The 23,857-nt window shown below is 59.8% G+C and carries 20 protein-coding genes; 13 read left to right on the forward strand and 7 right to left on the reverse strand.

The annotated features are described in order from the left end of the window. Nucleotides 1-11 precede the first annotated feature (11 nt). Complete coding sequence (locus tag JFU47_RS33465) at nucleotides 12-767, forward strand: methyl-accepting chemotaxis protein (protein ID WP_430539781.1); 756 nt, start codon at nucleotides 12-14, stop codon at nucleotides 765-767. Nucleotides 768-829: 62 nt separating this feature from the next. On the opposite strand, the gene JFU47_RS02150 is transcribed toward JFU47_RS33465, so the two are convergent. Both JFU47_RS02150 and JFU47_RS02155 read right to left on the reverse strand, forming a co-directional pair. After that, a complete protein-coding gene (locus tag JFU47_RS02150) occupies nucleotides 830-1,783 on the reverse strand; it encodes an aldo/keto reductase (RefSeq protein ID WP_201180447.1) in 954 nt (317 codons plus the stop codon). An 89-nt stretch (nucleotides 1,784-1,872) separates the two neighbouring features. Continuing rightward, nucleotides 1,873-2,484 carry a TetR/AcrR family transcriptional regulator gene (locus JFU47_RS02155; RefSeq protein WP_140678297.1) on the reverse strand — a complete coding sequence of 204 codons (612 nt, stop codon included), beginning with the start codon at nucleotides 2,482-2,484 and terminating at the stop codon, nucleotides 1,873-1,875. Nucleotides 2,485-2,838: 354 nt separating this feature from the next. Here JFU47_RS02155 and JFU47_RS02160 point away from each other — a divergent pair, with 354 nt between their 5' ends. The 5 genes from JFU47_RS02160 to JFU47_RS02180 all read left to right on the forward strand — a co-directional run bounded on the left by JFU47_RS02160 (nucleotide 2,839) and on the right by JFU47_RS02180 (nucleotide 7,649). Continuing rightward, nucleotides 2,839-3,507, forward strand: coding sequence for a GntR family transcriptional regulator (locus JFU47_RS02160; protein WP_201180448.1), 669 nt, complete (start codon nucleotides 2,839-2,841; stop codon nucleotides 3,505-3,507). A 72-nt stretch (nucleotides 3,508-3,579) separates the two neighbouring features. Continuing rightward, on the forward strand, nucleotides 3,580-4,386 hold the full coding sequence (locus JFU47_RS02165) for an ABC transporter substrate-binding protein (protein ID WP_201180449.1): 807 nt from the start codon (nucleotides 3,580-3,582) through the stop codon (nucleotides 4,384-4,386). Between the two features lie 12 nt (nucleotides 4,387-4,398). Next, nucleotides 4,399-5,172, forward strand: coding sequence for an amino acid ABC transporter permease (locus JFU47_RS02170; RefSeq protein ID WP_201180450.1), 774 nt, complete (start codon nucleotides 4,399-4,401; stop codon nucleotides 5,170-5,172). A 2-nt stretch (nucleotides 5,173-5,174) separates the two neighbouring features. Further along, nucleotides 5,175-5,954: an amino acid ABC transporter ATP-binding protein gene (locus JFU47_RS02175; RefSeq protein WP_150632613.1), complete on the forward strand. Its 780-nt coding sequence runs from the start codon at nucleotides 5,175-5,177 to the stop codon at nucleotides 5,952-5,954. A gap of 84 nt (nucleotides 5,955-6,038) precedes the next feature. After that, nucleotides 6,039-7,649 carry a gamma-glutamyltransferase family protein gene (locus JFU47_RS02180; RefSeq protein WP_201180451.1) on the forward strand — a complete coding sequence of 537 codons (1,611 nt, stop codon included), beginning with the start codon at nucleotides 6,039-6,041 and terminating at the stop codon, nucleotides 7,647-7,649. Between the two features lie 65 nt (nucleotides 7,650-7,714). On the opposite strand, the gene mhpT is transcribed toward JFU47_RS02180, so the two are convergent. Next, the gene (gene mhpT / locus JFU47_RS02185; RefSeq protein ID WP_201180452.1) at nucleotides 7,715-8,950 is read right to left on the reverse strand and encodes a 3-(3-hydroxy-phenyl)propionate transporter MhpT; all 1,236 of its coding nucleotides are present in this window, start codon (nucleotides 8,948-8,950) and stop codon (nucleotides 7,715-7,717) included. 334 nt (nucleotides 8,951-9,284) lie between these two features. Between mhpT and JFU47_RS02190 the strand changes: the two genes are divergently transcribed. Continuing rightward, complete coding sequence (locus tag JFU47_RS02190; protein ID WP_201180453.1) at nucleotides 9,285-10,595, forward strand: OprD family porin; 1,311 nt, start codon at nucleotides 9,285-9,287, stop codon at nucleotides 10,593-10,595. Nucleotides 10,596-10,652: 57 nt separating this feature from the next. On the opposite strand, the gene JFU47_RS02195 is transcribed toward JFU47_RS02190, so the two are convergent. Beyond that, the gene (locus JFU47_RS02195) at nucleotides 10,653-11,141 is read right to left on the reverse strand and encodes a MarR family winged helix-turn-helix transcriptional regulator (protein ID WP_140678311.1); all 489 of its coding nucleotides are present in this window, start codon (nucleotides 11,139-11,141) and stop codon (nucleotides 10,653-10,655) included. 212 nt (nucleotides 11,142-11,353) lie between these two features. On the opposite strand from JFU47_RS02195, the gene JFU47_RS02200 reads away from it, so the two are divergent. The 5 genes from JFU47_RS02200 to JFU47_RS02220 all read left to right on the forward strand — a co-directional run bounded on the left by JFU47_RS02200 (nucleotide 11,354) and on the right by JFU47_RS02220 (nucleotide 17,890). Continuing rightward, nucleotides 11,354-12,184 (forward strand): p-hydroxycinnamoyl CoA hydratase/lyase, encoded by an 831-nt coding sequence (locus JFU47_RS02200; RefSeq protein ID WP_140678313.1) that lies wholly within the window; start codon nucleotides 11,354-11,356, stop codon nucleotides 12,182-12,184. 129 nt (nucleotides 12,185-12,313) lie between these two features. Beyond that, the gene (locus JFU47_RS02205) at nucleotides 12,314-13,762 is read left to right on the forward strand and encodes an aldehyde dehydrogenase (RefSeq protein WP_140678315.1); all 1,449 of its coding nucleotides are present in this window, start codon (nucleotides 12,314-12,316) and stop codon (nucleotides 13,760-13,762) included. A gap of 154 nt (nucleotides 13,763-13,916) precedes the next feature. Then, nucleotides 13,917-15,800 (forward strand): AMP-binding protein, encoded by a 1,884-nt coding sequence (locus tag JFU47_RS02210; RefSeq protein ID WP_201180454.1) that lies wholly within the window; start codon nucleotides 13,917-13,919, stop codon nucleotides 15,798-15,800. Further along, nucleotides 15,797-17,038 carry a thiolase family protein gene (locus JFU47_RS02215; protein ID WP_201180455.1) on the forward strand — a complete coding sequence of 414 codons (1,242 nt, stop codon included), beginning with the start codon at nucleotides 15,797-15,799 and terminating at the stop codon, nucleotides 17,036-17,038. The genes JFU47_RS02210 and JFU47_RS02215 overlap by 4 nt, the downstream gene beginning before the upstream one ends. A 138-nt stretch (nucleotides 17,039-17,176) precedes the next feature. Next, the gene (locus JFU47_RS02220; protein ID WP_201180456.1) at nucleotides 17,177-17,890 is read left to right on the forward strand and encodes a GntR family transcriptional regulator; all 714 of its coding nucleotides are present in this window, start codon (nucleotides 17,177-17,179) and stop codon (nucleotides 17,888-17,890) included. Nucleotides 17,891-17,902: 12 nt separating this feature from the next. On the opposite strand, the gene JFU47_RS02225 is transcribed toward JFU47_RS02220, so the two are convergent. From JFU47_RS02225 to JFU47_RS02235, 3 genes are all read right to left on the reverse strand, one after another. Then, nucleotides 17,903-18,853 (reverse strand): PDR/VanB family oxidoreductase, encoded by a 951-nt coding sequence (locus tag JFU47_RS02225; RefSeq protein WP_201180457.1) that lies wholly within the window; start codon nucleotides 18,851-18,853, stop codon nucleotides 17,903-17,905. A 99-nt stretch (nucleotides 18,854-18,952) separates the two neighbouring features. Further along, nucleotides 18,953-20,011 carry an aromatic ring-hydroxylating oxygenase subunit alpha gene (locus JFU47_RS02230; RefSeq protein WP_201180458.1) on the reverse strand — a complete coding sequence of 353 codons (1,059 nt, stop codon included), beginning with the start codon at nucleotides 20,009-20,011 and terminating at the stop codon, nucleotides 18,953-18,955. 239 nt (nucleotides 20,012-20,250) lie between these two features. Further along, nucleotides 20,251-22,035: a sigma-54-dependent Fis family transcriptional regulator gene (locus JFU47_RS02235; RefSeq protein ID WP_201180459.1), complete on the reverse strand. Its 1,785-nt coding sequence runs from the start codon at nucleotides 22,033-22,035 to the stop codon at nucleotides 20,251-20,253. Between the two features lie 292 nt (nucleotides 22,036-22,327). Between JFU47_RS02235 and JFU47_RS02240 the strand changes: the two genes are divergently transcribed. After that, nucleotides 22,328-23,803: a benzaldehyde dehydrogenase gene (locus tag JFU47_RS02240; protein WP_201180460.1), complete on the forward strand. Its 1,476-nt coding sequence runs from the start codon at nucleotides 22,328-22,330 to the stop codon at nucleotides 23,801-23,803. Nucleotides 23,804-23,857 lie beyond the last annotated feature (54 nt).

The following is a 23,857-nucleotide window of genomic DNA, read 5'->3' on the forward strand; positions in this document are numbered from 1 at the left end:
ACTTGCAAACCATGGAGCACCAGCGCCAGGACATCGATCAGGTCGCAACGGCTATGTACCAGATGAACCTTTCGGCGCAGGAGATTGCTCGCAATACCGCATCGGCGTCGGAAGCGACGGGGGCTATTTTGCAGGCCATCGACGACGGCACGGGGCTGATCGAAAGAACCACCCAAATAGTTGCCCGTCAGGGCGAGGACCTGGCCAACGCCAACCGTCAGGTCAACCAGCTGTCCGTCAAGAGTGAAAAGATCGGCAGCGTCCTCGACATCATCCGCGACATCGCCGAACAGACCAACCTGCTGGCGCTCAACGCAGCGATCGAGGCTGCACGGGCTGGTGAATATGGAAGAGGGTTTGCCGTGGTGGCCGATGAGGTGCGCAACCTGTCCAGCCGCATTCAGGACTCGATTCAGGAAACGCGCTTGATTATCGAAGACCTGCAGCAGGATACCGTCGTCGTCGTGCATTCGATGACTTTGAACCAGAGTCTGGGCCAAGAACTGGCGGCGCTGTTTGGTGCGTTAGTCGAGTCGCTGTACGGCGTCGGTGAAGGCATAGGTCGGGTGGCTCAGATGAACGTCCAGATTGCCAGCGCTGCCGAAGAACAGAGCGCGGTGTCGGAGCAGATCAACAGTTCGGTCGGTCGCATCCGCCGGCTAAGCGAGGACCTGACGGTCAGCGCACGTGAATCGGCGCAGGAGATCGCTGATGTCAGTGGACAGGCCACAGAGCAAGGACGTTTGCTGGAGCGTTTCAAGACCTGAGGTGAGGGGCACTGTGGCCGGTCATGCCAGCCACGTGCCTGGGCTATCGCGTACAGCCAGTCTCAAAGGAGACTGGCGAGGTCTAGTCGCTCAAGGGTTTGAGCATCCAGCCTCAGCTGCGTCGAACGCGCCAGGCTGTTTAGTTGCTCCAGGTTGGTGGCACTCGCTATGGCAGAGGTAATGCCGGGTTGGTGCATGACCCAGGCCAAGGCGATTTCCGCAGGTGAGACTTGCTGCTCCTGCGCCACCTGATGCAGAGCGTGCAAAATGCGCATGCCGCGCTCATCGAAGTACTTTTCCAGGTCCTCGCGGCGAGCACTATGCGTCAGATCATTCAGGCCTTTGTATTTGCCACTGAGGAAACCCGACGCGAGGCTGAAGTAAGTCAGGACCTCGCAGCCCTCGGCCAGGGCAAAAGCACGCAACTGCTGTTCGAAGTCATGGCGATCACAGAGGTTGTACTCCACCTGAAGGCAGGCGTAATGGGGCAGGGCGTGGCGATCGGCAGAGGATTTAGCGGCCTGTAGATCTTCGAGGGTGTAGTTGGATGCGCCGATCGAGCGAACCTTGCCGCAGGCGATCAACGTGCTGTAAGTCTCCAGGGTTTCCTCGTGCGCTGTCGAGGCATCCGGGTAGTGGGAGAAGTACAAATCGATGTAATCGGTTCGCAGCCGACGCAGCGAATCATCCACGGCTTGCAGAATTCTGTCTTTCGAGAGCCCGTGCTGATCGGGCGAGAGTTCGGCCCCGACCTTGGTGATAATCTTCACTTCACTGCGTCGGTGGCTGTTCTGACTCAGCCATTTGCCAATGATGGCTTCCGACTCGCCGCCGCTATTACCACTGGCCCAGATGGAATAGGCGTCTGCGGTATCAAAGGTGTTGATGCCGAGTTCAAACGCTGCGTCGAGTAGCTTCAGCGAATCTTGTTCGTTGACGGTCCAGCCAAAGACATTGCCGCCCAGCACCAGGCGTGAACTCTCCATCGTTGAACTGCCCGAATTATCTTTTTTCATACCGGTCCGCCGTTCGATTTAATAATCGGCCCTCTGGTGTTTGGCGTTCAGCCAAACACCCTGCGAGGTGGTTGCATCTGTGTGTTTTCTCAGGCCCGCATGCCGTAAAAGAGCAGCTCGGTGATATGCCTTACCTGAGCGGAGTGGGACTCGACATCCGGCGGTTCCTGGTTGACCAGCCTGAACAACTGCAGGTGTGAATAGTCGTTCAACAGGAAAGCGGCCAGGTCGACGTTGAGGTCAGCGCGTAGCTTGCCAGCCTGTTGCAGCTCTCTGAGCAATCCACTGATTTCAGCCCGGAGCGCATCGTTCATGGCGCGATAGCCTTCGGGCAGTCCGTTGTCGCCGCCAAACAGGATCAGTGGCAGCAGTTCACGCCAGAGGCTGGGGTGCATGACCTCCAGTGCGTAACCGGTCAGCCGCCGCTCCAGGTAACACATGGCATCGACTGGATCCTTAATGTCAGGCATCTGGCTGCGGGCGTCCTTGAGTGCTCGCTGGTCAGCGTCGTGCAGGATTTCCAGAATGATTTCCTGCTTGTTACCGAAGTACTTGAACACGGTGGGCGCCGACACCCCAGCCTGGTTGGCGATTTGTTCGATGGTGGTGTTCTGGAAACCCTGGCGCTCAAACAATTCGATCGCTGCCTTGCTGATGGCTTGGCGTCGTTCGACTTTCTGACGTTCACGTAGTCCGCTCACGGGAGGTCCCTGTCGCTATGAAAAAGGGGGGCGGATATCGCCCAATCATCCATGCAAAATACTTAATCGAGTAAAACTTTTAAAGCGCTAATTTCTGTAGTGCGCTCTTTCGCGAGAAAGAAAGCCTTCGGAGGTGAAATGAGCTGTTACCTGGATACCGTTATTCACCCATTTTGGGGCGCACTGGGCCATTTCGTAGCACACGGCGAGTGTCACGCCGATCTAAAGATCACCAGTTTTTGAGTCGAAACTCCTTTCCAATTAAGAACTTGAGGCAGTTTTTAGCAGGCTGGCACGGTTTCTGCTTTTTTGAATCCGTGGATAATTGGATACAAAACTGCAAAAGGTGACTTTATGCAATTCGCTCCCACCTACGTTGAACGTCAGCCCATGACTGCCGAGGAGGAGGCTTACAACTTTCTGCTGGAAGCGATCTGTGGCGGTCGTTACCGCAAAGGCGACCGTCTGATCGCTGAGGACATTGCCAGCGAAGTCGGCATGAGCCGGATGCCAGTGCGCGAAGCCTTTCGCCGTCTCGATGCTCAAGGCCTGGTCACCCTGCGGCCTAACCGCGGGGCCATAGTCAGTGGCCTGGATTTCGACGAATTGCACGAAGTCTTCGAGATGCGCAGTGCCCTGGAGGGGCTGGCCATCCGCGTGGCCGTTGCCAAGATCGGTGAACGTCAGCTGGCGGCTCTGGAACGCATGCTGGACGAGATGGATGACTACCGCGACGAAAGCGCCGAATGGGTCAGGCTTCATCGTGCCTTCCATGAATACCTGTGCAGCCTCAGCGGCCGTCCTCGGCTGATGAAGCAGATATCGGCGCTGTATTCGCTGATCGAGGCGCCAATGCGCCTGTGGCTGCAACACAGCGAAAAACCCTTGAGCGCTCGCCAGGAACACGCGGTGATCCTTGACGCCATTCGCTCAGGCGATGTCGACCGGGCGGAGGCAATAGTGCGCGAGCACATCGAGGGCACGGTGCCGGCGCTGATCCAGTTTCTGCAATCGGAAAAATAGAATCGGGCTTAAACCCGACAGTGTTTTGACTTTGAGTACTGCCCCGTTACTAAACAACTGGAGTGTCTCGTCATGCATAAACGCCATATGTTACTTGCGGCTGTATCCCTCGGGCTCTGTGCACAGTGGGCGGTTGCCGCGCCCCAAGTGCCGGAGCGACTGCAAAAGGCCGACAAACTCACTTATTGTTCGGGCATGGACTCACCGCCCTTGGTGTCTTTCGATGAGGCGCAAAAACCCAGGGGCCTGACGGTCGATCTGGGGCTGGAAATCGCCAAGCGCCTGGGAGACAAACCGGTGCAATGGCGGGTCATTCCTTTCTCCGGGTTGCTGCCAGCATTGCTCGCCCAGCAGTGCGACATGATCGTCGATCAGCTGTTCGACAAGCCCGAACGCAGGGAGGTGATCGACATCGTCAATTACATGTATTCCAGCCAGTCAGTGGTTGTTCCAAAAGGCAATCCCAAGGGCATCAAAACCCTGGATGGACTGTCTGGGCACAAGGTGGCAGTGCTCAATGGCTCCACGATCAAAACCTTGCTGGATACCGAGAACGAAAAGCTGACCAAAGCTGGCAAGACGCCGATGAAACTGGTGGTTTACAACACTGACACCGACGCCTTTCAGGCTCTGCGTATCAGTCAGGTAGATGCATACGGCACCACAGTGGAAACCGCCGGGTACTACGCCGCAATGGCGCCTGATCTTTTTGAGGAGGGCGTTCCGGCCTTCAGCCGTATTCTCACCGGCTTGGGAGTTCGCAAGGATGATCCGCAGCTCACTGCAGCGGTACAACAGATCATCAGTGACATGCGCAGCGACGGCAGTTACGTGCAGTTACTGAGCAAGTGGCATGTTTCCAGCGACACACTCGACTGAGGCGAACGCTCGATGAATTTCAATTGGGATGTGTTCTGGCAATACCTTTTGCAGCCCAGCGAGGTGTATCTCACCGGACTCTGGCTGACTTGCCTGATCAGTGTGCTGGCGATGGCATTGGGTTGTGTGTTGGGACTGGGGGCAGCGCTGTTGCGTCTGTCGCGCAATCCGTTACTCAATCTGCCGGTGCGGTTTTACGTGTGGCTGATGCGCGGCACGCCACTGTTGGTGCAGATCGTCTTTCTCTACACCGCATTGGCGGCCGGTGGGATCTTCCGTTTCGAGGACGTGAAGCTGTTTGGTTTGGTGGTACCGGGCAACATCCAGGCAGCGATTATCGCCCTAGGTCTGAACGAAGGCGCTTACATGGCCGAGATCATCCGTGCGGGGATTGGCGCCGTGGACAAAGGGCAGTACGAGGCTGGGCGTTCGCTGGGCATGACCTTCGCCAAACTGATGCGGCGAATTGTTCTGCCTCAGGCGTTCCGGGTCATCGTTCCGCCATTGGGCAATGAATTCAACGTGATGCTCAAGAATACGACACTGGTCAGTGTGATTGGCGTGCAGGAGTTGCTGCTGAGCACGCAAATGGTCACGTCGGCGACCTTCCGGGTATTTGAGCTGTACCTGGTGGTGGCGATTTATTTCCTGCTGCTGACCACCCTCTGGGGCTTCTTCCAGCGTTGGCTGGAAGCGCGATTCGGACAGTCCGATCGACCCGCACCGCCAGCGGCTGGTAGTCGCATGTTCGGTCGCGGCACGCTCAAATTGCTGAGAGGGCGTTAAGCATGGCGCACAAAAGTGAAGAACTGATCATCGAGGCTCTGGACATTCATAAGTCTTTCGGCGATCTGGAGATTCTCAAGGGGATTTCCTTGCAGGTGCGGCGCGGTGAAGTGGTGGTGTTGATCGGTGCATCGGGTTCGGGCAAGACCACCTTTATTCGCTGCATCAATCTGCTGGAAGACATTCAGGGCGGGCGCATTCGCGTCAACGGCCGTGCCATGGGTTACCGCGAGCGCGCCGACGGCAGCTTGGTGCGCGATTCCGAGCGTAACATCGCTCGCCAGCGTCGGGACATCGGCATGGTCTTCCAGCGCTTCAATCTGTTCCCCCACATGACCGCGCTGGAAAACATCATGGAGGCACCGATTCAGGTGCTTGGCGTGCCACGCTCAGAAGCGTTGGAACAGGCCCGGGCGTTGCTCGCCCGAGTCGGTCTGGCGGACAAGGCGATGCATTACCCCTCGATGCTGTCCGGTGGACAGCAGCAGCGCGTGGCGATTGCTCGGGCGCTGGCGATGAAGCCACAGGCCATGCTGTTTGACGAGCCCACCAGCGCCCTGGATCCCGAAACCGTGGGCGAGGTCCTGCAGGTGATGAAGCAGTTGGCCGATGACGGCATGACCATGGTGGTGGTCACCCATGAAATGGGTTTTGCGCGAGAAGTCGCTGACCGCGTGGTGGTCCTCGATCAGGGTGAACTGATCGAACAGGGGCCGCCGGAGCAGATCTTCAGTCGACCGACTCACCCGCGGACCCAGGCCTTTCTCAGTCGCGTGCTGTGATCTTTTCAGTCAGGTCTTTTATCACCGGGTAATGGAACCGGATCACCTCCGGCCAGTGAATCTTTGTTTGGAAGAACTTTTGCTATGTTGAAATTTTCTGCCCACGAATATCCCTATGCGTCGCAACGTCAGAGTGTGTTTGCCCGCCGTGGCATGGTCGCGGCTTCCCAGCCACTGGCTGCCGAGGCCGGCATCGAGATCATGCGCCATGGCGGCAATGCGATTGATGCCGCGATTGCCACGGCAGCAGCGCTTACTGTGGTTGAACCCACTGGCTGCGGCTTGGGCGGCGACGCCTTTGCCCTGGTCTGGAGCAAGGGCCAATTGCACGGGTTGAACGGCAACGGCCAGGCGCCGGCAGCGCTGACTATCGATGCAGTCAAGGCGTGTGGTCACGATCAGATGCCGCTTTATGGCTGGACGCCGGTCACTGTGCCGGGTTGCCCTTCGGCCTGGGCGGAGCTGTCCAAACGTTTCGGCAAGCTGCCCTTTGCCGAGTTGCTTCAGCCCGCCATCAGTCTGGCGAGGGATGGCTTTCCGCTGTCCCCGGTGGTCGCCCAGCAATGGCAGACTGCTCTGGATGAATTCAGCCCACATCGAGACCCAGTACTCGACGCCTGGTTCGACACGTTCCTGATTGATGGTCGTGCGCCAAAGGCCGGTGAATTATTCCGCAACCCGGCGCAAGCCCGAACGCTGGAGGAACTGGCGGACAGCTCTTGCGAAAGCATCTATCGCGGCGACCTGGCTCAGCGTCTGGATGCCCATTCCCGGGCCACCGGCGGCTACCTGCGAGCCAGCGACCTGCAAGACTATCGCGCCCAATGGGTCGATCCGATCAGCATCAACTACCGCGGCTACGATGTTTGGGAAATCCCCCCAAGCGGTCAAGGGCTGGTGGCGCTGATGACCCTGAAAATCCTTCAGGGCTTTGACTTCGATCACCGAGACAGCCAGCAAACCTGGCATCGTCAGTTGGAAGCCATGAAGCTGGCTTACAGCGACGGCCTGCATTACATCACTGATCCGCTGCACATGCGTGTGGCTGTGGCTGACCTTCTCAGCGATGCCTATAGCCGCCGACGTCGTGAACAGATCACTGATCGGGCACGAGAACCTAATCCCGGCGATCCCCACGCCAGCGGTACGGTGTACCTGGCCACGGCGGATGCGGAGGGCAATATGGTGTCCTTCATCCAGAGCAACTACCACGGCTTTGGTTCCGGTGTGGTACTACCAGACAGCGGCATCGCCTTGCAGAACCGTGGTCAGGAATTCAGTCTCGATCCTGACCACGCCAACTGCCTGACACCGGGCAAAAAAACTTTTCACACCATCATTCCCGGTTTCATCAGTAAAGGTGACGCACCGGTGGGGCCGTTCGGCGTCATGGGCGGCTACATGCAGCCCCAAGGCCATGTGCAGATGGTTATGAATCTGGTGGATTTTGGCCTCAACCCCCAAGCCGCACTGGACGCTCCTCGCTGGCAATGGCTGGGGGATATGAAGGTCGGCATCGAACACGGGGCGTCTCGGGACTTGGCCGCTTCGCTGGCACGGCGTGGACACCAGATTCAGGTTGATTGCGACCTGATCAATTACGGCCGAGGGCAGATCATTATCCGTGACCCGGACACCGGTGTGCTGTGCGGCGGCACCGAGCCGCGAGCCGATTCCCATATCGCCGTGTGGTAGCCGGCCGCTGAAAACAAGAAAAGAGACCTCAGTCTCTTTTTTTGTTTCTGCGGCCGGCGGCGCGGTCAGGGTTTGTCCGTGACCGGGGTTGCCGTCCTCAGTTCGGGCACAGTCTGCGGGGCCGATCGGACAATCACGCTGATGATGGTCAGTGCTGCAATCACCAACCCAGGTGAAGTCGCCAGTAACACCCCAGTGGTGCCGGCACCGGCCGCCAGTATCTGCCCCGCAGCCAAGGGACCGGCTACCGACCCAAGGCGGCCGACGGCCACCGCGGCGCCGACGCCGGTGGCACGTACCGAGGTCGGGTACGACGGTGGTGCCAAGGCGTAAAGCACCAGCTGCGCGGCCATCACAAACAACCCCGCGCAAAACCCGGCGATGGCCATGGGGACGATACCCACCGACAGTCCGACCCCGGCCAGCGCTGCCAGCAATGCGGCGTATACGAACAGCACCACCTTGACGCCGTTGCAGCGATCCAGCAGCACCCCGCCAAGTAGCGAGCCGAGGGTGCCGCCGATGTTGAACAGCATCTGCACCAGGCCAGCCTCGGCTTTGCTGAAACCTTGCTCCAGCAGCAGTGATGGCAGCCAGTTGAGCAACATGTACATCACGGTCAGGGTGAAAAAGTAGCTAAGCCACAACGCCAAGGTGACGCGGGCCCGGTCTTCGCCGAATAACGCTTGGATGGTTGAAGTGCGGGCCATGGTGACGGTGCCTTGTTGCTGGCGAAAGGCGCTGGACTCGGGCAACAACAGGATCATCAGCGGCACCACCAGCAACGGCGCGAGCCCGCCGATGATGAAGGTCGTCTGCCAATGCTCGGTGAAGAGCATGGCGACCACCGCCGCCAATGCGCCGCCCAACGGCACGCCGGCATACATGATGCTGATCGCGGTGCCACGACGTTGCTCACCCACGGCCTCGGCACACAGAGCAATCAGATTGGGCAGGGCGGCGCCCAGGCCCAGGCCAGTCATGAAGCGAGCCAGTAGCAGGCCAGAGAAACTGCTGACGTAGGCGGTGCTGAGGGAGAACACACCGAACAGCAGCACCGCTGCGATGAGGATTTTCTTGCGGCCGATTCGATCGGCAATCCAGCCACCGAAAAAGGCGCCCGGCAGCAAACCGATAATTCCGGCGCTGAATACCCAGCCCATCGATTTCGGGTCCAGGGCAAAGGTCTGGCGCAGGCCCGCGGCGGCAGTACCGGCAGCTTGCAGGTCGAAACCTTCGATCAGTGCAACGATAAAACACAGGGCAATGGTCAGCGTCGTGCGACGTGATGGGGTGTCCATGGCGAACCTCATTATTGTTTTTGTTGGTGTGCTGACGGATGAGCGCGAGCCTGTTCTCACGAGGCGATGACAGGTCTTAAATAAGATTAACAAAGATAACTAAAAAATGAATACTAAGAATTGTTTGCTGAAAAACAGCATTAAACCTATTTAAATCAATTAGATGACATCTCTATAAAGATAAATTCTTAAAATAGATAATAATATTAATGTTCGTTTATCGGTCACTTACGGTTGACGCCATGCCAGGCTGTTTCCATTCTCTGGCCGCAGATCTCCGGGATAACCCCAACGATCCCGTTCAAAAAACAACAACAATAAGTGGACATCGAACATGCCAAACCTTCCTTGGGACGCCCTTGTGGCGGATTCAACCTTACCTGTTCGCGCACGCCACCTGGCCCTGCTGGGCCTGAGTTTGATTGCGCCATCGGCGCTGGCTGACGGCTTCATCGATGACAGTCACGGCACCTTGACCTTGCGTAATTACTACCTGGATCGGGATTACAAGGACGACGGAGCGAAAACCGCGGCCCGGGAATGGGCTCAGGGTTTCATCATGAATGTGGAGTCGGGCTTTACCCCGGGGCGTGTCGGCTTCGGCCTGGACGTTCGTGGGTTGATGGGGGTCAAGCTGGATTCGGCGCCGGACCGCAGCGGCACCGAGTTGCTGCCGGTGTCCAGCAGCGACAAGCGCGCGGCGGACGACTATTCGCGCCTGGCCATGACCGCCAAGATGCGTGTTGCCCAGACCACGGTGAAAACCGGCGACGTGTCGATCTTCCTGCCATTCGCTTTCGCCAGCCCGTCGCGGCTGTTGCCGCAGACTTTTCGCGGCACCACGCTCAGCTCAAAGGACATCGACGGACTGACCGTCAACACCGGCTACATCGACCGCATCAACAAGCGTGATTCCACCGACTACCAGCCAATGAGCATCGCTTCGCCAAACCGGCGTTTCAACGGCGCGGCCACCTCATCGCACATGGCTTATGTCGGCGGCGATTACCAGGTGAACAAGGACCTCAGCCTGCGCGTGTATCACGCCGAAGTGGCGGACCTGTATCAGCAGAACACCCTGGCGTTGCTGCACACGCTGCAGGTGGGCGAGGGCACGCTGACCAGCGACCTGCGCAGTTTTTTCAGCGATGAAGACGGCAGCGCCAAGGCCGGCAAAGTGGACAACCGCAACCTCTCGGCGCTGTTCGGCTATCGCTTTGGCGGCCATCGTTTGAGCCTTGGCTATATGCACGCCAGTGGCGACACGGCGACGCCCTATGTGTCAGGCACCGAGTTGATGGGCATGAGCGAGCTGACCATGAGTTCGGATTTTCTCAATGCCAAGGAGCGAACCTGGCAGGCGATGTACGACTATGACTTCGCTGCCGCCGGGGTGCCCGGCCTGAAGAGTCGCCTGCGTTATGTGCGCGGTGACCATATCGAACTGGCGGCGTTGAATGCCGACGACCGCAAGGAGCGGGAGTTCCAGATGGAGCTGGGGTATGTGATCCAGAGTGGTCCGCTGAAGAATGTCGGGCTGATGGCGCGCAAGTCGATCTATCGCAACGACTTCCCCGCCAGCGCGGCGTTTCGCGATGAAAACCAGACGCGCTTTCTGGTGCTCTACACCGTGCCGATCTGGTAAGCCGTTTCACTTGTAATGAATCCGGCCGCTCTCCAGGAGCGCGCCGGCGTTCGCGTTTCAGGCCTGATAGACCTTTTTCAGCAACCTGAGCAGTTCTTCGCGTTCCTGGCTGTCGAGAGCGGACGTGGCATCCATGTCGCTCTCGGCGGCAATCAGCTTCAACTCCTTGAGTAGCGTCTCGCCGGTCTTGCTCAGGAATATCCCATAGGAGCGTTTGTCCGGTTTACAGCGTACCCGTACCGCGAGCGCGCGCTCTTCAAGTTTGTTAAGCAGCGGCACCACTTGGGGCGGTTCGATAGCCAGGGCTTTGGCCAGGTCGGACTGCATCAGCCCGGGGTTCTGCTCGATGATCGCCAGTGCCGAGAACTGCGCGGGCCGCAAGTCGTGGGCCGCAAGTCGGCTGATCAGATTCTGGAACAGTTTCAACTGGGCTCGGCGCATGGCGTAACCGATCAGTTCGTCCAATGCGGAGTCCATGGGCGCCTTAATTTCGACGTCGTCGGCCAGGGCTTCGGGGGCAGCGACATTTTTGGACGACTTGGCCATTGCGGGAAAATCCCTCGGGTTTCAGGTTAATAAAGGTATCTAGTTTGACGAGGTTGGACAGGAATAGCTACGTCAGGAGCCTAACACGGCGCCTTTCAATGGAGTTAGATGGCGAAAAATATTTGGTTAATTCAATTAATAGTTAATTGACATAACTAAAATGTCGGTTTAGTTTTTACCCATCGTCAAGCCAAGAACAAGAGAGCATCACCATGAGCAATTACGAAGGTCGCTGGACAACCGTCAAAGTGGAAATCGAGGAAGGCATCGCGTGGGTCATCCTCAACCGCCCGGAAAAACGCAACGCCATGAGCCCGACTCTGAATCGCGAGATGATCGACGTTCTGGAAACCCTGGAGCAGGATCCGGACGCGGGCGTACTGGTGCTGACCGGTGCGGGCGAAGCCTGGACCGCAGGCATGGACCTCAAGGAATACTTCCGTGAAGTGGACGCCGGCCCGGAAATCCTCCAGGAAAAAATCCGTCGCGAAGCCTCTCAATGGCAATGGAAACTGCTGCGCATGTACGCCAAGCCGACCATCGCCATGGTCAACGGCTGGTGCTTTGGTGGTGGTTTCAGCCCACTGGTGGCCTGTGATCTGGCGATCTGCGCCGATGAAGCCACCTTCGGCCTGTCGGAAATCAACTGGGGCATTCCGCCGGGCAATCTGGTGAGCAAGGCCATGGCCGACACCGTGGGTCATCGCCAGTCGCTGTACTACATCATGACCGGCAAGACCTTTGATGGGCAAAAAGCCGCCGAGATGGGCCTGGTCAACGAGAGCGTGCCCCTGGCGCAACTGCGTGACGTGACTATCGAACTGGCGCGTAATCTGTTGGAGAAGAACCCGGTGGTGCTGCGGGCGGCCAAGCATGGCTTCAAGCGTTGCCGCGAACTCACCTGGGAGCAGAACGAAGATTACCTGTACGCCAAGCTCGATCAGTCGCGCCTGCTGGACACCGAAGGTGGCCGCGAGCAGGGCATGAAGCAGTTCCTCGACGACAAGAGCATCAAGCCCGGTTTGCAGACTTACAAGCGCTGAATTGCAGCGTTGAGATCAAGGCGAGCTGGCCGGGCGATCGAGCGTCCGCCAGCTGTTCGCTTCGGCGCCTCGGCGCTACTGTGAACCCCTCGAACGTATTCCCGATAAAGACAATAAAGAGGAATCACCATGCTGGACGTGCCCCTGCTGATTGGCGGCCAGTCGTGCCCCGCCCGAGACGGTCGAACTTTCGAACGGCGTAATCCGGTGACCGGTGAAGTTGTGTCGCGCGTTGCCGCCGCCACCCTGGAAGATGCCGATGCTGCGGTCGCTGCGGCCAAAGCGGCATTCCCCGCCTGGGCGGCCCTGGCCCCCAACGAGCGACGTACCCGGTTGCTGCGCGCGGCTGAGCAGTTGCAGGCTCGCAGCGCGGAGTTCATCGCGGCGGCCGGCGAGACCGGTGCCATGGCCAACTGGTACGGTTTCAATGTGCACCTGGCGTCCAACATGCTGCGCGAAGCCGCGTGCATGACCACCCAGATCACCGGCGAAATCATTCCCTCCGATGTGCCCGGCAGCTTCGCCATGGCCTTGCGTCAACCCTGCGGCGTGGTGCTGGGCATCGCGCCCTGGAACGCGCCGGTGATCCTCGCCACTCGCGCTATCGCCATGCCGTTGGCCTGCGGCAACACCGTGGTGCTCAAGGCGTCGGAACTGAGCCCGGCGGTGCACCGGCTGATTGGTCAAGTGTTGCAAGACGCCGGCCTCGGTGATGGCGTGGTCAACGTCATCAGCAACGCGCCCCAGGATGCCGCGGCGATTGTTGAACGGCTGATCGCCAACCCGGCGGTGCGTCGGGTCAACTTCACCGGTTCGACCCATGTTGGGCGCATCGTCGGCGAACTGTCGGCGCGTCATCTCAAACCGGCGTTACTGGAGCTGGGAGGCAAGGCGCCGTTCCTGGTGCTGGAGGATGCCGACCTGGATGCAGCGGTGGAGGCGGCGGCCTTTGGCGCCTTCTTTAATCAGGGCCAGATTTGCATGTCCACCGAGCGCCTGATTGTCGATGCCAAAGTGGCCGATGACTTTGTAGCCAGGCTGGCGGCGAAGATCGCCACCTTGCCCGCGGGCAATCCCAATGCCGAAGGTTCGGTCCTCGGTTCTCTGGTGGACAGCAATGCCGGTGAACGCATCAAACTGTTGATCGACGATGCCCTCGATAAGGGCGCAACCCTGGTTGCGGGTGGTCAGTTGGAGGGCAGCATTCTGCAGCCGACCTTGCTCGACGGCGTCACCGATGCCATGCGTCTGTACCGCGAAGAATCCTTTGGCCCGGTGGCGGTGGTGCTACGAGGCGAGGGCGACGAAGAGCTGTTGCACTTGGCCAACGATTCCGAATTCGGCTTGTCGGCGGCGATCTTCAGTCGCGACACCAGCCGCGCTCTGGCCTTGGCTCAGCGGGTCGAATCGGGTATCTGCCATATCAACGGCCCGACCGTGCACGACGAGGCGCAGATGCCCTTCGGCGGAGTCAAGTCCAGCGGCTATGGCAGTTTTGGCGGCAAGGCGTCCATCGAGCACTTCACTCAGTTACGTTGGGTGACCTTGCAGAACGGACCGCGGCACTACCCGATCTGAGCAGCCGTCGCACCTTTGGGCGACGAACGCTTGAGAGCGATCGTCGCCCGCGTGCAGGCCAGACATAACAATAACGAGGCTGCAGTCGCAGGCTGCCATGCCCCGGTGAACGCATTTGTGCGAGCCGTGGTGTGCCTTGATGGAGAACAAGCACGTGAGTTCCGAATTCAGATCGCCACCCCAGAACGAAGCCAGTGCGCCGCGCTATCGCCACGTATCCATCGGCCGTCCAGCGGTCGAGGTCAGCGAAGAGCAGGGCATTTTGCACATGCGCTCCCTGGAGCCTTTGGCTGAGTTGCCCGCACGTTTGCTGGATCGCCTGGTGCACTGGGCACAGGTGCGCCCGCAACAGACCTTTATCGCGGCTCGCCAGAACGGCGGCGACTGGCGCCGGGTGAGTTACGCCGAGATGCTGACCAGCGTCCGCGCCATTGCCCAAAGCCTGCTCAGTTATGGGCTTTCGGCCGAACGACCGCTGGCGATCCTCTCGGGCAACGACATCGAGCATTTGCAAATTGCTCTGGGCGCCATGTACGCGGGCATTCCCTATAGCCCGGTCTCACCGGCCTATTCGTTGTTGTCTCAGGATTTCGCCAAGTTGCGGCATGTCTGCGACCTGCTACAACCGGGCCTGGTGTTTGTCAGCGACGCCTCGACCTATCAGCGGGCAATCGATGCGGTGGTGCCGGCTGACACGCCGCTGATCACCGTGCATGGCCAAATACCGGGCCGGAGTCAGATGAGCTTTGCCGGCCTGCTGGAGCAGCCCGGCGGTGCCGAGGCCGATTGCGCCTTCACGGCGACCGGGCCGGACAGCATCGCCAAGTTTCTGTTTACCTCCGGCTCCACCAAGCTGCCCAAGGCGGTGGTCACCACCCAGCGCATGCTCTGCGCCAACCAACAGATGCTGTTGCAGACCTTCCCGGTATTCGGCGAAGAACCACCAGTGCTGGTGGATTGGTTGCCGTGGAATCACACCTTCGGCGGCAGCCACAACGTTGGCATCGTACTGTACAACGGCGGCACCTTTTACCTGGACGATGGCAAGCCGACCGCCCAGGGTTTTGCCGAAACACTGCGCAACCTCAAAGAGGTATCGCCCACCGCCTACCTGACTGTGCCCAAGGGCTGGGAAGAACTGGTCAACGCCCTGGAGCAGGATGGCGAGTTGCGTGAACGTTTTTTCTCGCGCATGAAGCTGTTCTTTTTCGCCGCTGCCGGCTTGTCCCAGAGGATTTGGGATCGCCTGGACCGGGTCGCCGAACAGCATTGTGGCGAACGCATTCGCATGATGGCAGGGCTCGGAATGACCGAGGCGGCACCGTCCTGCACCTTCACCACCGGGCCACTGTCCATGGCCGGTTATATCGGCCTGCCGGCTCCCGGTTGTGAAGTGCGGCTGGTGCCGGTGGATGGCAAGCTGGAGGGGCGTTTTCGCGGGCCGCACATCATGCCGGGTTACTGGCGTGCACCACAGCAGACCGCCGAAGTGTTCGACGAACAAGGTTTCTACTGTTCCGGCGACGCGCTGAAACTGGCCGATGCCCGTGATCCACAACTGGGGCTGATGTTCGACGGCCGCATTGCCGAGGACTTCAAACTGAGCTCCGGCGTGTTTGTCAGCGTTGGCCCGTTGCGCAATCGCGCGGTGCTCGAAGGTTCGCCTTATGTTCAGGATATGGTGGTGGCCGCGCCCGACCGCGAATGTCTGGGTGCGCTGGTCTTTCCTCGGCTGTACGAATGCCGACTTCTGGCCGGTTTGAGTCCGGACGCCAGCGATGCCGAGGTCCTGGCCAGCGTGCCGGTGCGTCAGTGGTTCGGTGATTGGCTGCAACGGCTCAACCGCGACGCCACCGGTAATGCCAGCCGCCTGGAATGGATTGCGCTGCTCGACGAGGCCGCGTCTATCGATCGCGGTGAAATCACCGACAAAGGCTCGATCAACCAGCGGGCGGTCTTGCAATGGCGTGCCGACAAGGTTGAGGCGCTGTATCGAGACGAAGACCTCTCTATCCTGCGCGCCGGTCCACGGTCTTGAGTTACGCAGGGCGGTATTCGGCCTTCACCGATGTGGCGATTCTTGAGGCCGTGCGCACGCCCTGGATTGACATTGGCGGCGCGCTGGCCCAGGTATCGCCCATCGACCTGGGCATCAAGGTCGGTCGTGAAGTGCTGGCCCGTGCCGAGCTCGATCCAAGGACAGTCGACACTGTGCTGGCGGGCTCCATGGCCCAGGCCAGCTTCGATGCCTACTTGCTGCCACGCCACATCGGTCTTTACAGCGGTGTGCCGCAACAGGTGCCGGCGCTGGCGGTGCAGCGCATCTGCGCCACCGGCTTCGAGCTGCTGCGCCAGGCCGGTGAGCAACTTCGCGACGGCGCAGAACTGGCGCTGTGTGTGGGCGCCGAATCCATGTCGCGCAACCCGATTGCTGCCTACACCCATCGAGGCGGATTTCGTCTCGGTGCGTCGGTGGATTTCAAGGATTTCCTCTGGGAAGCGCTATACGACCCGGCACCGGGACTGGACATGATTGCCACGGCGGAAAATCTTGCCAGGCGTCATGGCCTGAGTCGCGAAGCGGTGGATACCTATGCCCTCAACAGCCATGAGCAAGCGTTGCAAGCGCAGACCTCTGACTGGTTCGCCGATGAAATCGTCGCAGTGCGCAACGAGTCGTTCGAGCTGGACGGCTATCAGCCAAGGGGCATTACGCTGCCGCGTCGGGTAGACGCAGCCACCCTCGACAGCCATGTTCGGCGCACTGATTTCCTCGCGCTGGCGAAGTTGCGGTCGATTCATGCGGGGGGTGTGCAAACCGCCGGCAACAGCTGTGCAGTGGTGGATGGCGCGGCGGCGGTGCTGGTCGGTCGCGCATCGGCGGGTACGCGACCGGCACTGGCAAACCTGCTGGCGACGGCGGTGGTTGGCGTGGCCCCGGAGTTCATGGGGATCGGCCCGGTTCCGGCGATCCAGCTGCTGCTGCAACGCAGCGGGTTGGTGCAGGACGATATTGCCCTGTTTGAAATCAACGAGGCGCAGGGCGCGCAGGTGCTGGCAGTGGTCCAGGCGCTGGAGATGGACATCAATAAGCTCAACCGCCGAGGCGGCTCCATCGCCCTCGGCCATCCATTGGCCGCCACCGGCCTGCGTCTGGTGATGACCCTGGCCAGACAGCTGCGCGAGCAGAATCTGCGCTACGGAATCGCCGCTGCCTGTGTCGGTGGCGGGCAGGGCATGGCGGTGCTGATCGAGAACCCGCAGTACCGCGGCTGAGCCCTATAGCCTCTTGCGCGCTGGCAAACTGGAAACCGCGAGCTTCTTTTTTGCGTATTTGCTGCTGTGCGAGTTGATCTCCAGCTTGTGCAAGGCTTGCGTTACTATGGCCGCCCACGTTTTCTGGAAGTTGCCTGGATGAGTAAGCCCGGTCAGTTGGTGCTGGTAGCGCTGCGCAAGATGATCGCCTCGGGCGAGCTGGCTGCTGGCGAACGACTGATGGAAATCCCCACGGCGGAGCTGTTCGGGGTGTCCCGGATGCCGGTGCGTATGGCTTTTCGAACTCTCGAACAGGAAGGGTTGCTGGTGCGGTTCGGCGGTCGAGGGTTTCAGGTGCGCTCGGTCAGTGCCGATGACATTGCCGGTGCCGTTGAAGTACGTGGAGTGCTCGAAGGCCTGGCGGCCCGTCAGACGGCCGAGCGCGGACTCTCGGCAGAGGGGCGCGCGATCCTGGAACTATGCCTGCTGCAAGGTGACGAGCTATTCGACAAGGGCTATGTCACAGAAGACGATCTGGAGGTCTACCATGACCTCAACATGCGCTTCCATCAGGTGATCGTCGAAGGCAGCCACAACCCGGCCATCGCCGATGCGCTGGCGCGCAATGACCATCTGCCGTTTGCTTCGGTGACCGCGCTGGCGGTGGATCGCAACGACATGACCCGCGAGTATCGGCGCTTCAACTACGCCCACATGCAACATCATGCCGTCTTCGATGCCTTGATCAATCGCCAGGGTGCCCGCGCCGAAGCGATCATGCGCGAACACGCCAACGCTACCCTGCGCTATGCCGAGATATTTGGTTCTGCGACAGCCAATGAGCGGATGAAGGTCATTCACCGCTCTGAGTGAGGCTCGGCCTTTTCAGAGGTCCAGCACCAGCAGCGGTGATTTTGAGCGTGAGCAGCACGGTGTGAACTGATCATTAAGTGCCTGCTCATTTTCGGTGAGGAACAGGTCGCGGTGATCCGGCACTCCCTCCAGCACCCTGGTCAGGCATGTGCCGCAAATACCTTGTTCGCAGGACATGGCGATATCGATGCCATGGCTTTCCAGTACTTGAACCACGGTCTTGTCGGCCGGGATTTCGAAGACCTGGCCAGTGCTACCAACCTTGACCGAAAAGCTTCCATCGTTACTGGTATCGGTTGGCGTAGCGGCAAAGTATTCGCGGTGCAGCGAGTCTTCCTGCCAGCCTTGAGCCCTGGCGCTGTCCAGCACGTGCTGCATAAAACCACCCGGACCGCAAACATACAGATGAACGTTTTCTCCTGGCTGGGCCAATACCCTGGCGGCGTTCAGCGCTGTTTCGGGTTGTTCATCGAAATGCAGAAATACCCGGTCGGCGAAAGACGAGTTCTTGATTCGTTCGACAAAGGCTGCACGCTCGCTCGAGCGTGCGCAGTAATGCATTTCGAAGTCCGCATTGTTGTGGGCAAGACGTTCAGCCATGCACAGAATCGGCGTGATACCGATGCCGCCGGCAAACAACAGGCTGCGCCTGGCCTGATGTGCCAGCGGAAACAGATTGCGTGGCTCGCTGATGCGCAGACGATCCCCGGTGTTGATCTGTTCGTGCAGGCATTGTGAGCCGCCACGCGAGGCCGGATCCTTGAGCACGCCGATCAGGTAACGGTGGCGCTCTTCGGGGTGATTACACAGGGAGTATTGACGGATCACTCCACCGGGCAGGTGCACATCGATGTGCGCGCCGGCACTGAAGCCGGGCAGTGCGCTGTCATCGACGCAGGCCAATTCATAGCTGCAGATGTCCTGAGCTTCGTTTTTGCGAGATACCACGACCACATCGATCATGTTTCATCCTCGGAGCGTTGCCACCACAGTGGTCACTTCTGGTTATTTTGAAATTGTGCTGCGCAAGGGGCGGGTACGGCATGGGGTGCCACGGCCAGGCTATTGATCGGTGGCGATCAATTGCGGCTCGGGGGTTCGCTCTCTGGCGATGATTCGTTCCAGGACTCGGCGCGACTGCACGCCGCCCGCATCGATGTTGAGCTTGAGCACGTTGCGTTGGGGGTGGTCCAGCAGGTTTTGCTGCTGGCGTTCGAGCATCTCCAGGTCTTCGCTGAAAATCTTCCCCTGACCCTCGCGAATGGTCGCGGTGAGTGCTTCATCCTGAGGATTGAAGTTGCGCGCCATGCCCCAGAAGTACCAGATGGAGGTGTCGGTTTCCGGGGTGATGAAGTCGACCACGATGCTTGAAGCTTTGAACTCGGCGTCGGCGTGGTAGCCGCCTTTGCCGGCATGGGCGACACCCACTTCGATCAGTACGTGACTGGGTGGCGAGAAGCGGCAGATTTGCCAGCGGTCCACCGGCACATCGTCGGCCAGATTATTGCCGCGCAAGGCCATGCGCCAGAACGGCGGCGCCATGATGTTTTCCATGTGCCGTGCGGTGACCACTTCATCGCCCTCGACCGTCGTGGTCGGGGCGACCTCATCGATTTCTTTCTGGCCGATGCTGGACGCATGTACGTAGGTCTCGTGCGTCAGATCCATGAGGTTGTCGATCATCAGGCGATAGTCGCAGCCGATGTGGAACAGACCGCCGCCGTACGCCCATTGATCGCTCACGGCCCACTCCAAGTGGTGGATCAGCGTCGGGTCGGCCTTGTCCTGTTCTCCAGGCCAGACCCAGATAAAACCGTAACGTTCGACCACCGCGAAAGTCTTGTTGCAAGGGAAGCCGCGCACTCGTTGTCCTGGCATTTCGACAGTTTTTCCGTCGCAACCCATGACCAGCCCGTGATAGCCGCACACCAGGTTGCCATGTTCTACATAGCCCAATGACAGCGGCGCGCCGCGGTGCGGGCAAAAGTCCTCGACCGCTGCGACCTGGTTTTCCTGGCCGCGATAGAAAACAATTTTTTCGCCGCAGATCTGCCGCCCGAGTGGTCCTTGTGCAATTTCATCTGGGGTGCAGGCGACGTACCACGTGTTTTTTGGGTACATGGAAATTCTCCAGGTCAGCGCTTGTTTTTGTTTTGATGGATCCATTAGGAGGCAATCGAATGCCGCAAGTCAACCTTGCTCGATGCCATTAGTGCTAGTAATGAGGCTTTAATAGCATGTTTTATTTATATTGAGTCTGTTTTAATTATCTCTAATGGATCCATTGAATAATGTTCATGTACAAAAAAACCGCCAGTGGCGGTTTTTTTGTGGCTGATAGACGTGGATGGCTGTGCGCTTCAGGATGGCCGTTCTGTCGACGCCTGTTGGTACTTCTTCAGCCGATAGGCGAACTGCGCACGACTCAACCCCAGCAGTCGTGCAGCCGCAGCCAGATTGCCTTCGCTCTGTTGCAGCGCTTCGTCGATCAAGCGCGACTCCAGTCCTTCAATGGAGAAGCCTTGTTCCAGCCGGGTCAAGGTTTCCAGCAAGGCCGGGCGAGGCTGTGCGCTGGCGGGACTCTGGTCGATGGCCGCGAGGCTGCCCTTGTCGTCCAGAGAGTACAGCTCCTGTGGTATTGGCTCGTTGCGAAACAGGTGGACCAGGTCGATGGCTTGACCATCCTCGCTGGCGATCAGACCGCGCTCTACCAAGTTCTGCAGTTCCCGCACGTTGCCGGGGAAGTCGTAGCGTAGCAATGCTTTGAGTGCGCGCATGGTCAGCCCGGCGGGTTTGCGCGCGTAGTCCTGGCAGAAGCGCCGCAGGAACGCATTGACCAGTAACGGGATGTCGTCGCGTCGTTCACGCAGTGGCGGCAGGGTGATGGGGAAGACGTTCAAGCGGTAGAACAGGTCCTCACGAAAGTCTCCAGCCGCTACCGCTTTGCGCAAGTCGACGTTGGTTGCCGCCACCACCCGTACATCGACCTTGATTGGCTGACCACCACCGACTCGCTCTATCTCACGTTCCTGTAAGGCCCGCAGTAGCTTGCCTTGTCCGGGCAGGCTGAGGCTGGCGATCTCATCGAGAAACAGGGTGCCGCCGTGGGCCCGTTCGAAGCGCCCGGGGCGCGAATGGGTGGCACCGGTATAGGCGCCGCGTTCGACACCGAACAGCTCCGCCTCGATCAGATTGTCCGGAATCGCGGCACAGTTGAGCGCCACGAACGGTGCCAGATGGCGTGGGCTGCACTGATGCAACTGGCGGGCAAACAGCTCCTTGCCGACCCCTGACTCGCCGCTGAACAGCACCGTCGCCGGCGTTGGAGCCACGCGTTGCAAGGCGAGGGTGGCGGCATTGAAGGCGGCGCTGGCTCCGATAGGTTTTGGCCTGCCAGGCATTTCGCTGTCGTCATCGGGGGCGGGTGCGGGTGCTGGACGCTGCCTGGGAGCGACGCTTGATGGCGAGGCGGTGAGATAACTCAGGTCCTGTTCGACATCGCCCCATTGTTCGGCGGTCTTGCCGACCACTCGGCAGATCTCGTGGCCCATGCCCCGGCATTCGGTTTCACGGAAGATCACCAGGCGGCCGAACAGCCCGCTGACATAACCGATGGCATAGCCCAGTTCGGTCCAGCACACCGGGTCCTGGCCGATCCCGTAGGCGGCGATATGTTCGTCGGCCTCGCAGGAGTGATGCCAGAGGAACTCACCTTCGTAGAAGCCGGAGTCGGCGTCGAACTTGAAGTGCAGGGGTTCGACCTTGGTCATGCCCTCGAGGGTGTGCAGGCGAGTGCCAGCGGAGAAAATCGCCGCGGCATCGGCGTCCGGCCAACGCTCACGGATCAGCCGTGCATCGCGTGCGCCGGACAGGTAGCCGGTGCGGGTAAACAAACCACGGGTCTGTTCCAGACCCTGGCGATCGATGATCTCGCGCCGCAGTGCGCCGAAGGACGAACTGTGCAATAGCAGCATGCGCTGATCGTTGAGCCAGATGCGTCCGTCGACAGGGGAAAAGAACAGGCATTCGGTCAACTCGGCCAGGGTCGGTGAGTTGCCCTCGGCCAGCTGGGTACTGTCCCCGCGGGGCGAGAAATGCTCCTCCCGTATCGCGAGACCGGGAAACAGCAAGTGGGGGTTATTCATTGTTATGCCCCTGAGCGCAATGACTGATCGAAATGAGTAACTTCAAAAATAGTTATTAAACATAACTTTATCATTTGAACAAGTGACCCGGTGCTGGCGGAGCGTCGAGACCATCGCCCGATCTTTGAGTACTCATCTTGAGCCCACAGGCCAGAGCCTTCGCCATCTAAATAATGGTGGCACGCAGGAAATCGGCACAGCCCTTGCTCTAGTGCTTTCACGACGCAGACGACTTCACCGCTTCAGCAAGGCGTCGTCGGGCGATGACAAACACAAGAGCCGGGAGGCCGAAATGTCGGTAAGTGAACCCTCTGATTTTCTGCGGGACGAGTTGTGGTGTGAACGCGTTTTCAATGGCGACTGGATACGTCCGTTGGGTGGCAGCAATACCGTACGTGAGCCGGCCACCGGCGAGGTACTGACCGTCACCGGCCTGGCCGATGCTGCGGACATCGCGTTTGCCAGTCTCAACGCTGCCCGTGTCCAGCCGGGCTGGGCGGCATTGGGGCCGCGTGAGAGGGCGGAGATCTTTCGCAAAGCCGCAGCACTGGCCCAGCAACACTTTGCCGAGCTGGCGCTGTACATCGCTCGGGAAAGCGGCGGCAGTCTGTTCAAGGGCGAGCATGAGGTCCGTGAGGCGATCGTCTTACTGCATCAGGCGGCCGGACTGCTGTCGCAACCCCATGGCCTGGTTCTTCCGAGCGAGGCGGGGCGTTTGTCCTATGCACGCCGGTTGCCCCATGGCGTGGTCGGAGTGATTTCTCCGTTCAACTTTCCTCTGGTGCTCTCCCTGCGCTCGGTAGCACCCGCGCTAGCGGCCGGCAACGCCGTGGTGCTCAAGCCCGATCCGCAGACCCCGGTCAGTGGTGGCTTCATCATCGCCCGGTTATTTGAGGCAGCCGGTCTGCCCAAGGGGTTGCTGCAGGTTTTGCCGGGCGCAGCGGTGGCCGGTGAGGCGCTGTGCCGCGACCCGCATGTGCGGATGATTGCGTTCACTGGCTCCACCGCAGCGGGACGCAAAGTCGCGGAGGTGGCCGGGCGACATCTGAAAAAAGTGGCCCTGGAGTTGGGCGGCAAGAACTCGCTGATCGTGCTCGAAGACGCTGATCTCGACCTGGCGGCCAGCAACGCCGCCTGGGGGGCCTGGTTGCATCAGGGGCAAATATGCATGGCCACCGGACGCATCCTGGCCCATGAGTCGATCGCTGAAGAGCTGGTCCGCCGACTGGCAGAGAAAGCACGGGCGATCACCGTCGGCAATGCCGCTCGTGGCGAGGCGGTGCTGGGGCCTTTGATCAACAAACGACAGTTGCAACGTGTGCATGAAATCGTCACGGAGAGTGTAAGGGCCGGGGCAATTCTGGAAGCCGGCGGCGAGTTTGAACAGCTCTTCTACCAACCTACGGTTCTTTCAGGCGTGCGTCCGGGCATGCGTGCGTTCGACGAGGAGATCTTTGGTCCGGTGGCCACGGTGGTGAGTTTTGCCAGCGACGAGGAGGCCATCGAGTTGGCCAATCGCACCGAGTATGGCCTGTCCGCGGGGATCATCTCGCCTTCGGTTGGGCGCGCGATGGCAATTGGCGAGCGACTCAATTGCGGTCTGCTGCACATCAACGATCAGACGGTGGCCGACGAATGCGTCAATCCATTCGGTGGGCGTGGCAGTTCAGGAAATGCCGGCAGCGTTGGCGGCCCGGCCGACTGGGACGAGTACACCCAATGGCAATGGGTGACGGTCAAGGATAAGGCGCCGCGCTACCCATTCTGATGGGGCCAGGGCCGACGAGGGTGGTCGGTCCACCGGGCGAGTACACAAAAACAA

This window comes from Pseudomonas sp. TH39(2020), assembly GCF_016650715.1.
Lineage (GTDB): Bacteria > Pseudomonadota > Gammaproteobacteria > Pseudomonadales > Pseudomonadaceae > Aquipseudomonas > Aquipseudomonas mandelii_C.